Genomic DNA, 12,985 nt, shown 5'->3' with positions numbered 1-12,985 from the left:
TTTACTCCCGCTTCAGCATAAAAAAGGCCCGGTTCCTCTGTAGAAACCGGGCGCTCCTCTCTATACAACAACTCTTGTCAGCTTCAGGACTCTTAACCTGTCGCTGCCATTACTCCCTTCAAACCAAACTCCGTGCCAAACTTCCCCCTAACCCCCGCTATCTTTGCAGAAACCCTCCTGCATGCCCCGCATTCTGGCCATTGACTACGGAGACGCCCGCTGTGGCCTCGCCTGGACCGACCCCCTACGCATGTTCGCCACCGGTCTGGCGCCCTGCATGCGTCCCGAACTGGACATCACCGTCGCCGAACTGGTGCGCACGGGGCCCGTAGACACCATTGTCCTCGGCTTCCCCTCGCGCCTCGACGGTTCCGATACCCACGCCACCGCCGCCGTTCGCGCCTATCACCTCGCCCTGCAGCAGCGTTGGCCCGACATCGCCATTCATCTCTTCGACGAACGCTTCACCTCTGCCCTGGCCATGCAGGCCATGCAGCAGGCAGGCCTTTCCCGTAAAAAACGTGCCGACAAACACCTTATTAACTCCGTCAGCGCCGTTATACTCCTCCAGAACTTCCTCGAAAGCCCCCTCAACGCACAGCGTTGAGCCTTCTTTCCGCATTCCCTTTTATGATACTGCCCATCGTATCCTACGGCGATCCCGTCCTGAAGCAGAAAGCCGCTGACATCTCCCCCGACTACCCCAACCTCCAGCAGCTCATCGCCGACATGTGGGAGACCATGTACAACGCCGATGGTGTAGGCCTCGCCGCTCCACAGGTTGGGCTCAGCATCCGCCTCTTCGTCATTGACGCCTCTGCCATGGCCGCCAGCAAGAAGAACGCCGATGAAGCCGAGTTCCTCAAGACCTTCAAGCATACCTTCATCAACGCCCAGATTCTCGAGGAAACCGACCAGCCCTGGGCCTATGAGGAAGGCTGTCTCTCTATCCCCAACCTCCGCGAAGATGTCACCCGCAAGGGCACCATTCGCGTCCGCTGGTTCGACGAAAACTTCCAGCAGCACGAGGCAACCCTCTCCGGTATGGCCGCCCGTGTCGTCCAGCACGAGTACGACCACATCGAGGGCATCCTCTTCACCGAGCGCGTGTCGCCCCTCCGCCGCCAGCTCATCCGTAACAAGCTCGTCCGCATGCAGAAGGGCCAGGTCGAGATCAACTACCCGATGCGCATTAATGGAAAAGTCGTAGGCGCCATCCCAAGTTGATAGGCATTAAATCTGAATTATCCACGTATTAGGTTTTTTTTGCCTTCGCGCATACGGTCGAGCCGTTCCCCTCGTTACTTTGGCACCCCGTTCAAACTTACAGGCTTGACAATATGGACGTTAAAGAAATCGAGTTCCGACTCAAATCTGCCAAGAGTTTTCTCCGCTCCGAGATGACTCACCTCAAGGCCCATGACGGCCAGGCTCAGATGACCCTCCAGGAAGTGGGCTATCTGCAGGACTCCATCCACGAAGTAGAACGCCGTGGGATCCGTAACCTCAATGACATGGATTTCATCAAGATCCGCCGGATTCTTACCTCCGTCGAATCCAAGATGAAGATCCACCTGAACTAAGCTGGCCGCAGCACCGCTGCTCCTCTTACACACAGGCACACAAAGACTTAACAATGCCGTCTGGTGGGTACGCCCATCGACGGCATTGTCTTTTTTTAACTAGCTAAATGAGGGACAAACTTTCCTTTTTTGGCCAGCCCTGTCCTACTTTCGCACCCATGAGTGCTCCTGTGTTCTCCCGTTCTTTCGAGGTCCGCTGGGCCGATGTCGACGCCAACCGCCACATGCGACACAGCGCCTACGCCGATTACGCCGCCCACGCCCGTTACGCTTATTTCGAGTCGCTCGGCTTCGATGCCATACGCTTCGGCCAGCTCCAGATTGGTCCCATCCTCTTCCGCGAAGAGCTCATCTATCGCCGCGAGGTCCACATGTCTGAGCACATCACCGTCGACGTCAAGCTCGCTGCCGCCCGCGAAGATTTCTCCCGCTGGGCCATGCGCACCACCATCTCTCGCCAGAATGGCGAGGTAGCCTGCATCGTCAACATCGAAGGTGCCTGGCTGGACCTCGCCGCCCGCAAGCTCACCATCCCGCCCCAGGACCTCCTCAACGCCGTCGCCCACCTCCCCAAAACCGACGACTTCGCCTGGCTGCCCCCCTCACAGCCCAAGGCCTGATTCCCGCCTTTTGCAATGCGGCCCGTCCAACCCGCGTTAATCCATAACACTATGGCCCTACAACCTGTCCACCTGGTCGAGTGTCCCCGCGATGCCATGCAGGGCCTCCACCATATTATCCCCACCGATGTCAAGGTGGCCTACCTCAATGCTCTTCTTCGGGTGGGCTTTCAAACCCTCGACTTCGGTTCCTTCGTCTCCCCCAAGGCCATTCCACAGTTGGCCGATACCCAGCAGGTACTCGACCGGCTTGACCTCGAAGGCTCGGCCAGTCAGCTGCTCGCCATCATCGCCAACGAGCGTGGCGCACAGCAGGCCCTTGCCAATCCCCAGATTGCCTTCCTCGGCTTTCCCTTCTCGCTCTCCGAGCAGTTCCAGCAGCGCAACACCAACAAGACCCGCCAGCAGGCCTTCGACGAGCTCCGCGCTATCCATGAGAGCTGCGAGGCCCACAGCCGTACACTTGTCGTGTACCTCAGCATGGGCTTCGGCAACCCCTATGGCGAGGAGTGGAACCCCCAGCTCCTGCTCGACTGGGCCGGCCGTATGGCAGAGCAGGGCATCCGCATCGTTTCCCTGGCCGATACCATCGGTGCCGCCCACCCCGACGATGTCGACGCGGCTTTCCGCACCCTCATCCCCGCGTTTCCAGCCGTTCAGTTTGGCGCGCACTTCCATGCCACCCCCACCAACTGGCGCGAGAAGATAGACGCTGCCTACCAGGCAGGCTGCCGCCGCTTCGATGGTGCCCTCGGGGGGTTCGGGGGATGCCCCTTCGCCGACGACCACCTCACTGGCAACGTCTCTACCGAGAACCTGCTCTCCTACTTCGCCGAGAAAGGCACCGCGCCCGAACTCAACCGCGACGCCTGGTTCCGCGCCCACGAACTCCTGCCCTCCGTCTTCAACGCCCCCGCATAAGGCACCGATCGAAGTTTCCTTCCGTTGTCATTTCGCAGTGTAGCAGATACCTCCCTTCCTTTTTGCTGCCACCACCCGCCCCGTCATTTCGATGGTTGGCGGCGCAGCCTTCCTGAGAAATTGGCACATCCCGGTTATCGCGACTACTCTTGGGCGGCGAAGAGTAGCCCTCCTCTCCCCCTCGTTGTCATTTCGCAGCGAACGTGGTAGGCTGTCAAGGTTGGTAGGCGACTCACTCCCAAGCGTCTCTTTTCCAGCCTCGGGCGTGAACCCGTCACCCTACCTTGCAGCATGGATTCCCGCCCCGACATCTCCACCCCTGCGCACGTCCAGCTGCTCGTAGACGACTTCTACGCCCGCGCCCGTGCCGATGACGACCTCGGCCCCATCTTCGACGCCGCCATCGGGCAGGACTGGTCGCACCACCTCCCCATCATGTACGGCTTCTGGCGCACGCTCCTGCTCGATACTGGCGAGTACCACGGAAATGCCTTTGGCAAACACATTCCTTTGGCCCTCACCGCCCAGCATTTCGAACGTTGGCTCCTGCACTTTCACGCTACCGTCGATGCCCATTTCGCTGGCCCCATTGCCGACCGGGCGCACCACCGTGCCGACTCCATCGCCCACATCTTTCAGTCAAAGCTCCGTTTCATCAGTCCTGAAACCTGAAATCCGACAATTCACTCACTGCGCGGCCCATTTTTTCCGATATTGACAAGTAGAGTTGCCTTGTCATGCCCGAACCCCAACTGCCCTATACCCTGCCGCGTCTGGCGCCCGAAGAACAGCTGGCCCGCGGGCAGGCTTTTCTCGACATCCTGAAGACGCGGCGGTCCTGTCGTCACTTTTCTCCGGAGGCAGTCCCAACCGAGCTTATTGACCTGGCGTTGGAGGTGGCCCTTTCGGCTCCCAGTGGCGCCAACAAGCAGCCCTGGACCTTCTGCGTGGTGCAGGACCCTCACCTCCGCGAGCGTATCCGCCTCGCTGCCGAGAAAGAAGAACATACCAACTACATCGGTGGCCGCATGCCACCCGATTGGCGCGCCGACCTGGAGCCCCTCGGTACCTCCTGGCAGAAGGAATACCTCGCAATCGCTCCGGTACTCATCGTGGTCTTTGCCCAGAGTTATGCTTTGGGTCCACAGGGACAGACGCTTCGGCATTATTATGTTCAGGAAAGCGTCGGCATAGCGGTTGGCATGCTCCTGGCCGCCCTGCAGAATGTCGGCTTGGCGACCCTGTTGCATACCCCCAGTCCCATGAATTTCCTCTCTGAACTTCTGGCACGCCCCGGCAACGAGCGGCCCTATCTCCTCATTCCGGTAGGTTACCCTGCGGCCGAGGCGGCGGTGCCCCAGCTTCCCCGCAAGTCGCTGTCAGAGGCCGTCATTCGCTACTGACCTCCTGCCACGGCCGCAGCCACACCCGGTACCAGTAGATTACACCAGCCAGCAGTGCGAACCCTGCCAACAGCAGCGCTACATCCTTTGCGGCCACTCCGGTGGGCGTAATGGGCGTCACTCGGTTCTGTATGAACAGTACAAGACTCAGGTAGTTTGTCAGCAGAAACAGCACAAGCGCAGGCCATAGCGATCCTGTTTCCAGCCGCAGCCAGCACAGTACCCCCATCCCGGCCAGTATGCTCACATACTTGCTGGGATACAGCCGCAGGGCTGCGATCAGCACGGCGCCCAGCAGTACAGTCCGCCAGCCAGTGCCAAGGGCCCTGCGCAGCGTCTCCATCAGCCACCCCAGGTAAAACACTGCCACCCCCAGCCCAACCGTTACACTGGCGATGGCTGTCAGCACAGCCCATTCGCTTTGCGTTTGGGCTGCAAGTTGCATGATTTTGGACCGCCGGGGCTCCAGAAGTCCAAACAAGCTGTGCAGATAGCCTGACAGGCCACTACGTTGCGAGAGTTCTTCGCTTGCATACATCAGCAGCAGCAGTGGGCCTAGCAGCAGAGGCACCAGCAACCAGTCGCTGCGATGGTGCACAGGCACCAGACCTGCCTCTTTTTTCCAGCCACTCCCAAGGTTGCCCAGTATTACAGTCGGCACCATCGTCCGCATTAGTGCCAGCAGGATGGTGTACACATAAACCGTATGGATAGTCTCCATCGTCGGGCTTTCTACCTGCAAGCCCATCATCAGCAGCAGATAGTGCACATATGTGTCGCCTGCAAGGCCCGTGAGCAGGAAGAACACCAGCGAGCCCAGAAGCTCAAGGGTCTGAGATACCAGTATACCCACCAGCAGCACCAGCCAGGGCGATGTTTGCACGGACCCAAGCAGGGTTTCGCGTGGATAGGGCTCGGCGTAGTGCGTCAAGGAGGGAAATTCTGATGCCACAAATTTACATCATGAACCCCTCTTCTATTGACAATTATGGGCTAAAGTGCCCCTACACTTATTCTTTTCGGTCGAGACAGGGCCTCAATGGCCACCGCCAAACCAGAAGGTCAGGCCCAGTCCGCCCCAGTAGTGCAGGTCTTTCCCCATCCGGAACTCCCGGCTCCGTACCGCCACGTAATAGTCCATCTGGAACCAGTGGAAGCGCAGGCGGATGCCCGCCTCTCCTTCCATCAGCACGCGGCTCATGTCGCTCGGCGGCAGGGTATACACCGAGTTGTCGTTGATCGGGTAGCCCTGTAACATGGTGTTCTGGATTACGTAGCGTACACGGGGCCGCAGGTACAGACTGCCATGAAAGTAGCGGGTTGTCCAGGCTTTCAGTCGGTTTTTCCGGCTGGCGGTCTGCTGGTGGCCTTCGCTGTCAAGGGTGCTCTCTGTGCCGTCCTTGAACTGCACTTTCTTTATAATCACCTGGGGAGTTGTCGGGTTGGTGTTCTCCCAGCGGTGGTTCCAGTTCAACAGGCTCAGTGTAAGGCCGCCGCCCACCCAGTTCATGTACAGGCCACCATTGGCCTCGAGGAAATACGACAGCCAGAAGGGTTGGAATACGCTCAGTTTATCACCCTTGTTGCGGTTTACGATGGCAAACTGGTGCTCGTAGCGGGCATAGTAGTTGAAGGCGAAGCGCCCGCCGTTGCCAATCTGGTTCTGCCAGCCTTCGGGTGCCGGTCGGTTTCGGGTAATGCGCTGGTGAATGTACGTCTGTACGTCGCGCACGCCGTTGCGGCCAATCTCACCGATGGTCAGCTCAGAGTAGAAACTGTGCCGCCCATTCCGGCTCATCGAGTGCTCCCCTATGCCGATGAACTGATACGATCCGTAGGGACGGTCGTTGGTTACGATGTTTGGATTGGCAAGGTCCTGTGGGGTAAAGGCCGTGGCGCCAGCTACTACCGTACGCAGGCTCCGGCCTTTTCTGAACCGGAAGAAGGGCAGTGCTTTTGTTTTCAGCCGCCGCGTCAGCAACTCCACCTTCAGGCCCCCGGTGTAGTTGTCGTCGGCGTTGAAGGGTGCCAGAAAATCGTTCTCGTGCAGCAGGCGGAATGCCAGAATCGAGGGCATTTCTTCGGTTTCCAGTGCCTGGCTCTCGATGGCCGTGACACCCAGTGGGGCATTGCGTAGCTCGGCTTGGCGTGCAGCAGTGCCTAAGCCCGTCAGTAGCAGCAGGCCCAGCAGGGCCGCATGTAGTAAAGGCTGTTTCATACAGAGGAATTGGATATGCCAAATTGCCCGCTTTCCGTCACACTCGCACGTTTGTTTCCGCGCCTTTTTGCTATTTTATTGCGGACCCAACCTCTGCTACTCATGTCGTATCGCCTGAAGGAAGCCAGCGCTCAGCGTGTGGTGCTGGAAAGCCCATCCTCCAATCTGTTCGGGATAATTTTCATGATGGCTGGCCTCTCCATGCTCGCTATCAGTTTCTCTCCAATGAGTGAGGATGAACCGCTGTTCGCGCAGATTCTGCTGGGCATGGGTCTGGCATTCCTCGGTTTCTCTTTCGGGGTGCTCAGCTACCGGCCCAACCCTACCCGCATTGTGTTCGATGCCCAGGAGGGGTACGTACGCTTTCAGGGCAGTGGGCATTCGGAAGCCCGCATACCCCTGGTCGAGATCGAGCGATTTGAACCGCGGGCTGAGTCGCGCTGGAAGCGGGGGGGCAGTGCGCCGCCCTTCTCCACCGACAACGGGGCCTTCTACTATGCGCTGGACATGCACATGAAGGACGGTGCCCGCTGGATTCTCTACGATGGCGACAACCCCTCGCGGCGCGACCAGCTGCAGGTGGCACTGGAAGCCATGCAGCGCAGCGAGAGCGTCCCCCGTACGGAAGACATCAGCCTCAGCAGCCACTTTCAGGTGCAGAAGATGGAGGGCAGCACCGTCATTGCCTGGGTGCCCCCGCTCCGTTGGAGCCAGTATCTGTTCATGTTGCCGGTGTTGGCTGGCTTTTTCGTCATCGGCTGGAGCCTCCTTAACCAGGAAGATGCGGCCATCTTCGCCTGGATCTTCATGGCCGTGCCCGCCCTCATCGGCCTTGTGATGGGCTTTCAGTTGTTTGCGCGCCTGGGAAAGGGATACATTGTACGCATTACTCCCCAGCGGCTGGTGTTCGAGCCGCAGAGCAGCCTGCTCAACTCGCGTGGCTTTGAGATAGCCGAACAGGCCATCATCGCCGTGCGCTATGCCCCCAACACCCACGAACTGGAAATACTGGCCGACCAGCCGTCGCTGCCAACCGAGCAATCTACCCGCGTGTACCCGCTGCCTGTCGGCGACCTCACCGCCACCGATATCCTTCTCTTCGAGCAGCTCATCCAGCACGAACTGAAGGTCCGCAGTGGCCAGATAGTGCTGTAAGTTTTAGGATTTCGAGCCGTCCATTTTATCGAGATCGAAACTCAAAATGTACCTTGGCAAATAGTCAGGCGGAGGATTTGCAGCCTGGGTATTTACCAGTAAAGACTCTGTATCCGTCAACTTCTGATAAAATTCTTCGCTTGGTTGTTTTGGCTCACCATTTGGTCCTCTTGAGCCGCCATCAGGAAAGCGAGGAAGTAACCATGAATTTTTCTCTATAAAGTCAGGGCAGAATAAACATTGCAAGCCCATAAATCCATTGACATCATTAATATTGATTTTTGAACTCATTAATCTTATCAATAATATTGGATTAAGCATCAAACCAAAGCTTCGCCATTTCTCATCATTTTCGATTTCTATTTTGCTACAAAGACATGTTGTATTGCAGGTGGCGAGGCTTTTGTTTTTAGGTTTCCCTGCATATATCAAGTAAAAGGCTAATTTTCGTTCATTTTCACTTGTATTTATTAGTTTATTTAGTTGTGTAGTTTTCTCTTTTTTGTAAACTTTTCTAATATTTATTGACCCATCTGTCTCTGATATTTTTGCTTGAATTAAAAAATTATACCATCGATTGTTTTTTTTAATTCGTAATTCAATGTCAGCACCTCTCTCACTTTCCTTTTTTGATTTTAAAGCATCAGCACGAAACCCGATAGTTTCTTTGTATCTTTTTACTATTGCATACACCAACATATCCGTCATGCCAATTTCGGACATTCGAATACCATATGAAAACATGCTTGAGAGCTGATTCCATGTTTTTCTGGACTGGCGAAGGAAAAACCGTTGTGTTGACATAGCTATCGAATGAAGTTAATAATACGAGGTGTCCGATGCTGTTTTACATTCTTTTTGCATAGTATGAAGCATGCGAATGCCAAGAAGAAAGTTGCAATAGCAGATGCAGTTTCGCTGCTTACATAACTCTAAGATAGAATAAATTCAACTTTAGCACACTCTTCCCCCTCCCCATGCGTACCCTTCTCCTCTTCCTGCTGCTGGCAGCAGCGGCCACCTCTCTGCACGCCCAGCGCCAGAAGCGCGGCGCACAGGCTGTGCCCACCCCCGCGCAGGACAGCGTCGTCATTGTGCAGATGCTGGATGCCCAGCGCCAGGCCTGGAACCGTGGCGACCTGGAGGCCTTCATGCAGCCCTACTGGCAGTCGGACTCGTTGCGCTTCATCGGCAAGAGCGGCCTCACCACCGGCTGGCAGCGTACCCTCGACAACTACCGCCGCAGCTACCCCAACCGCGACGCCATGGGCCAGCTCACCTTCACCATTCTACAGGTGCAGCGGCTGGGCCTGCACCATGCCTTCGTGATAGGTAAATGGCACCTGAAGCGCACACTGGGCGATGTCTCGGGTCATTTCACCCTGCTGCTCGAACGCCGTCAGGGCCAGTGGGTCATTACCGCCGATCATTCCAGTTAGTTGCCACCGGTGGTGCACCCTTTGCGTTCGGCTGACGTTATAAGGAGCATGGAAGCCATTCACGCGACCCTCACTCCTGCCCTCCTGGCCCAGGCCCTCGATTACCCCACCTACCATACCCAGGTGGAGCAGATGGCCGCCGAAGGCCGCACCAGCGGCCCCGTCCAGAACGACTATCTGGCCGAGTACACCCGCCTGAACTGGGTGCGCATGAAGCGCCTCTACGCCCACACCGAGCTTCAGGCAGATGTCGTTGCCGCAGCCAAAGCCGTGCAGACACCTCAGGTGTGGCTGGTGCTGACAGAGGCCTGGTGTGGCGATGCCGCACAGAACCTGCCAGTCATTGCCCTCATTGCCCAGCAGAATCCGCTCATTGACCTGCGCCTGATCTATCGAGACGAGCACCCGGCAGTGATGGATGCCTATCTCACCAACGGCAGCCGCAGCATTCCCAAGCTCATTGCCCTGCACCGCGACACCCACGCCGAATTGGGCACCTGGGGGCCGCGCCCGGCCAGCATTCAGCAGAAGGTGCTGGACACCAAGGCCGCCGAACCCGAACTGCCCAAGACCGAGCTTTCGGCGCGAGTGCAGCAATGGTACACCGCCGACAAGACCGCCAGTTTACAAGCCGAGTTTCTGCAACTGCTGCGCCAGTGGGCATGAACCAACTGGTGGCAGTAGACCTGGGGGGCCGGACTACCGCACGCACGGCGCTGGCCGTGTTGCATGACAGCGTGGTAGACATCTGGAGCCCGGAGCGCGTGGCAAAGGAACAGGAGGCTTATGAGCAGTCGGGCACTGACCCACTGGTGGGCCTGTTGCGGCAACTGGACCCTGCCGTCCTGGGGATTGACGCACCACTCTCTCTCCCCGATTTCTCACAACCCGACTACCTGCGCCGTCCCGGCGACCGTGCCCTTAAGGCGCTCTCGCCCATGAGCATGGGCGAAGTAACGGCCCGGGCCTTGCACCTGCGGCACCACCTGACAGCTGCGGTGCCTATGGCTGAAGTATATCCCGCCGCGGTGCTCGATTTTCTGGGGCTTCCCCGTCGCGGCTACAAAAGCGACCCCGGCAAGTGGCGCGAGATTGTAGCCGTCGTGTGCAAGCGGTATCGCTGGACGCTGTCGCATGTGCCCACCACCGACCATGAGGTCGACGCCCTGCTGGCATTGGTGGCGGTGTATCACTACAGTTTGGGCGAAGGGCACTATAGCGTTGTGGGTGGCGATCCCCATACGCCTTTCATCGTTCCTGTTCAGCAGGGTTAGGCGGCGCTGATGGCCAGCACTTCGGGCTGCTGGGCCATACGCTCTACATGGGCCAGCAGGTTCATCATGCGCTGTGTGTGCAGCATGGACAGATTGTGCTGTTCGGCTGCCTTCTGTGCTTCAGGCGTGGCTGGGCGAAAGCGGCTGACCACCGTCACGAGACTGTGCACGCTGTAGGGCTCTATGCTGATGATGAGTCGCCCGATTAACGGACCCTCCACAAGTTCCATTGCCAGGGTGTGGGGGGTATCGAGCTCGCGCACCACGGCCACGCTGTTGCCCCAGGGCATGGCTACGCCTACCTGCTCGCCAACCCGGAGTGCGGTGCCAGTAAGCAGCATGGCGGGCTGATCGGCAGGACGCAGTTCGGGGTGTGTAAAGCCCTGACAGAGAACCTCAAATACGCGCTCGGGTGCTGCCATCAGCATGAGGCTGACCGATGTTTTGACTGGCGGGACAGCTGAGCGTAAGGTAGGAGCGGCCTGCATGGTGTATGTTTGTTGGCACAAATGTGGGGCTGGTGGGTTGTCTGGCGGCGAAGGGCGTGTTAAGCCTGTGCTGTGTGGATAATTGAGCGGGGCGCTCAGGCGCGGATCATTTCCTCGCGGCGGCGCAGGAAGTCTATCTGGCTGGCTACATTGTCAATTTGAGTCAGGAACTCCAGCAGCAGTGTGCCTGCAACGGCACTGGGGTTGAGCACCCGCGAAGCATTGCCGAGGTTGTAGCCCAGAAAGTCGAATTGCGTGTGGCTGCTGAGTATGGTGTGCGAGAGGTCCTGTTCCTGTATCAGAAATTCCTGCCAGCCAATGAGTTGCTGGTCTTCTCCTTTCAGGACGATGCGGCTGGCAGGTTCCAGCTTCACAAGCCGAAAGCTGATGGGTGCAAAAGGTGTCTCGAGGCGATAGAGCGCGCCCAGCCGATCGCCTTTGCCCTGCAACACCTCCAGCCGGCTCAGGGCCGAGTGCTGGAAATACGACACCTTGCCCGAGAGGGTGTCCAGTATGGACTGAAACAGGGCTTCCTTGCTGCACCGCGACACGATGCTCACGTTCGCCATGTTCGGCAGTGCCAGGGGCAAGACCGCGCGCTTACCCTCGCTCTCAGAATGGTTCTGAGTGTTCATCGCCGTTGCTTGTTAGTTGTTGTTCGACCACTAAAATTCTTAACAGACGTTTACATATCCTAGCGGTCAAAACTTAATTTTATCAGTCTGTTTCACAAAGTCTAAAGGTTACAAAGCATTGACCTTAAAGGTTGTATGAAATAGTCATGTCGTATTGATACAGGATGAATACTTAATCTGTGTGCTTTACTCAGCTTCGTTCAGGGCCAGTTGCTTATCTTTCAACCACATTCCTCCGTCAGTCCAGTTTATGAAGCAGCGTAACGCCGCACTTTGGGCTTTTTCCATCCTCGTTGTGTGGGTGGGGGCTCGTTTCCTTTTTCCATTGCAGCCTGAGGCCGCGTTGTGGCTGGCAGTTGGTGGCTACTTCGTCGCCTTCCAGTTTATGAACCGCCATACGCACCAGGCTGGCGGTTTTTTCCTGTTTCTCTTTATGGGATACTTTACCGGCAAGCTGGCCACCACGCTGGCAGGCGATGCCTACCCCTTTCTATTGGCCGGCATTCTGGCGGCGGTGGTACCTACGCTGCGGCTGGCGTTCTTTCAGCAGCTGGGCCATATGAAGCATTTGTGGCTGGAGGTTCCGTTCACAGTGGCGGCCTTTGGCTGCTACTTCTGGGGCTGGTATCAGCTGCCCTTCTTCCATTGGCAGGTGCTGGTGCCGTTTGCGCTGGTAGTGGGCTTTGCAGGCTCGTGGCAGTTCAGCATTTTCCGCAATGCCTGGGCTTTCCAGCAACAGGCCCGCCACGGCTATGGCGTCAGCGTCGGGGACCCGGCACCTGAAATCGAACTGCCCGACCAGCATGGCCTGCCCTTCCGGCTCTCCGATTACCAGGGTCAGCGGCCCGTGCTGCTCATGTTTGTACGAGGCGACTGGTGCCCCTTCTGCCATATGATGCTCGTGAGCTATAAACGGCAGCAGCAGCGGTTTGCCGAGAAAAATATCCTGCTCGTGGCCATTGGCCCCGACCCCATTGGCGTGAACCTGGCCATGGCCCAGCGTATGGAACTGGACTTCCACGTCCTGTCAGACCCCTCGCTCTCAGTAACCAGTCGTTATGGCGTGCAGGCCGAAAACCCGCTGTTGCCACCCATCGGTGATGTACCCAAGCATGGCATTCCACTCCCTGCCAGCTTCCTGATCGACAGCAAAGGCATTGTTCGCTACACTTCACGGCCCGAACAGCCTGGCGAGTTTCTGGATCCCAACACCATTTTCCCGGTGCTGGACAAAGTATCGTAGCAGGGA

At 57.6% G+C, this 12,985-nt stretch carries 17 protein-coding genes; 12 read left to right on the top strand and 5 right to left on the bottom strand.

All coding sequences use genetic code 11. The annotated features are described in order from the left end of the window. Positions 1–181 precede the first annotated feature (181 nt). The 7 genes from ruvX (at position 182) to AC2D8O_RS01565 (ending at position 4,527) form a co-directional block, all read left to right on the top strand. Complete coding sequence (gene ruvX / locus AC2D8O_RS01595) at positions 182–607, top strand: Holliday junction resolvase RuvX (RefSeq protein WP_484677025.1); 426 nt, start codon at positions 182–184, stop codon at positions 605–607. A 23-nt stretch (positions 608–630) separates the two neighbouring features. Continuing rightward, positions 631–1,227, top strand: coding sequence for a peptide deformylase (gene def / locus AC2D8O_RS01590; protein ID WP_484677024.1), 597 nt, complete (start codon positions 631–633; stop codon positions 1,225–1,227). A 113-nt stretch (positions 1,228–1,340) separates the two neighbouring features. After that, entirely contained in the window at positions 1,341–1,583 is a 243-nt protein-coding gene (locus AC2D8O_RS01585) for a hypothetical protein (RefSeq protein ID WP_484677023.1), read from the top strand. Positions 1,584–1,741: 158 nt separating this feature from the next. After that, positions 1,742–2,203: an acyl-CoA thioesterase gene (locus AC2D8O_RS01580; protein ID WP_484677022.1), complete on the top strand. Its 462-nt coding sequence runs from the start codon at positions 1,742–1,744 to the stop codon at positions 2,201–2,203. A gap of 51 nt (positions 2,204–2,254) precedes the next feature. Continuing rightward, positions 2,255–3,124 carry a hydroxymethylglutaryl-CoA lyase gene (locus tag AC2D8O_RS01575; protein ID WP_484677021.1) on the top strand — a complete coding sequence of 290 codons (870 nt, stop codon included), beginning with the start codon at positions 2,255–2,257 and terminating at the stop codon, positions 3,122–3,124. A gap of 291 nt (positions 3,125–3,415) precedes the next feature. Beyond that, complete coding sequence (locus AC2D8O_RS01570) at positions 3,416–3,796, top strand: group III truncated hemoglobin (protein WP_484677020.1); 381 nt, start codon at positions 3,416–3,418, stop codon at positions 3,794–3,796. A gap of 65 nt (positions 3,797–3,861) precedes the next feature. Further along, complete coding sequence (locus tag AC2D8O_RS01565; protein WP_484677019.1) at positions 3,862–4,527, top strand: nitroreductase family protein; 666 nt, start codon at positions 3,862–3,864, stop codon at positions 4,525–4,527. Here the strand turns inward: AC2D8O_RS01565 and AC2D8O_RS01560 are convergent. Further along, positions 4,514–5,410 carry a CPBP family glutamic-type intramembrane protease gene (locus tag AC2D8O_RS01560; protein WP_484677018.1) on the bottom strand — a complete coding sequence of 299 codons (897 nt, stop codon included), beginning with the start codon at positions 5,408–5,410 and terminating at the stop codon, positions 4,514–4,516. The two genes, AC2D8O_RS01565 and AC2D8O_RS01560, sit on opposite strands and share 14 nt — an antisense overlap. A 153-nt stretch (positions 5,411–5,563) precedes the next feature. After that, positions 5,564–6,745, bottom strand: coding sequence for a lipid A-modifier LpxR family protein (locus AC2D8O_RS01555; RefSeq protein ID WP_484677017.1), 1,182 nt, complete (start codon positions 6,743–6,745; stop codon positions 5,564–5,566). A 102-nt stretch (positions 6,746–6,847) separates the two neighbouring features. On the opposite strand from AC2D8O_RS01555, the gene AC2D8O_RS01550 reads away from it, so the two are divergent. Then, on the top strand, positions 6,848–7,900 hold the full coding sequence (locus AC2D8O_RS01550) for a hypothetical protein (RefSeq protein ID WP_484677016.1): 1,053 nt from the start codon (positions 6,848–6,850) through the stop codon (positions 7,898–7,900). Positions 7,901–7,903: 3 nt separating this feature from the next. Here AC2D8O_RS01550 and AC2D8O_RS01545 read toward each other — a convergent pair whose 3' ends face one another. Further along, entirely contained in the window at positions 7,904–8,704 is an 801-nt protein-coding gene (locus AC2D8O_RS01545) for a hypothetical protein (protein ID WP_484677015.1), read from the bottom strand. Between the two features lie 173 nt (positions 8,705–8,877). Between AC2D8O_RS01545 and AC2D8O_RS01540 the strand changes: the two genes are divergently transcribed. Genes AC2D8O_RS01540 through AC2D8O_RS01530 form a run of 3 tightly spaced genes read left to right on the top strand, consistent with a single transcriptional unit; the run spans position 8,878 to position 10,613 of the window. After that, entirely contained in the window at positions 8,878–9,339 is a 462-nt protein-coding gene (locus tag AC2D8O_RS01540; RefSeq protein ID WP_484677014.1) for a YybH family protein, read from the top strand. A 48-nt stretch (positions 9,340–9,387) separates the two neighbouring features. After that, positions 9,388–10,005, top strand: a complete 618-nt coding sequence (locus AC2D8O_RS01535; protein WP_484677013.1) for a thioredoxin family protein — start codon at positions 9,388–9,390, stop codon at positions 10,003–10,005. After that, positions 10,002–10,613, top strand: coding sequence for a hypothetical protein (locus tag AC2D8O_RS01530; protein ID WP_484677012.1), 612 nt, complete (start codon positions 10,002–10,004; stop codon positions 10,611–10,613). The genes AC2D8O_RS01535 and AC2D8O_RS01530 overlap by 4 nt, the downstream gene beginning before the upstream one ends. On the opposite strand, the gene AC2D8O_RS01525 is transcribed toward AC2D8O_RS01530, so the two are convergent. Continuing rightward, on the bottom strand, positions 10,610–11,035 hold the full coding sequence (locus AC2D8O_RS01525; protein WP_484677011.1) for a hypothetical protein: 426 nt from the start codon (positions 11,033–11,035) through the stop codon (positions 10,610–10,612). The genes AC2D8O_RS01530 and AC2D8O_RS01525 overlap by 4 nt on opposite strands. A gap of 161 nt (positions 11,036–11,196) precedes the next feature. Next, positions 11,197–11,736 carry a hypothetical protein gene (locus AC2D8O_RS01520; protein WP_484677010.1) on the bottom strand — a complete coding sequence of 180 codons (540 nt, stop codon included), beginning with the start codon at positions 11,734–11,736 and terminating at the stop codon, positions 11,197–11,199. A 250-nt stretch (positions 11,737–11,986) separates the two neighbouring features. On the opposite strand from AC2D8O_RS01520, the gene AC2D8O_RS01515 reads away from it, so the two are divergent. After that, a complete protein-coding gene (locus AC2D8O_RS01515; protein ID WP_484677009.1) occupies positions 11,987–12,979 on the top strand; it encodes a peroxiredoxin family protein in 993 nt (330 codons plus the stop codon). Positions 12,980–12,985 lie beyond the last annotated feature (6 nt).

Source organism: Pontibacter sp. T17 (genome assembly GCF_057219875.1).
The sequence above is the reverse complement of the archived record's forward strand: the minus strand, read 5'-3'. Positions and strand labels throughout refer to the sequence as shown.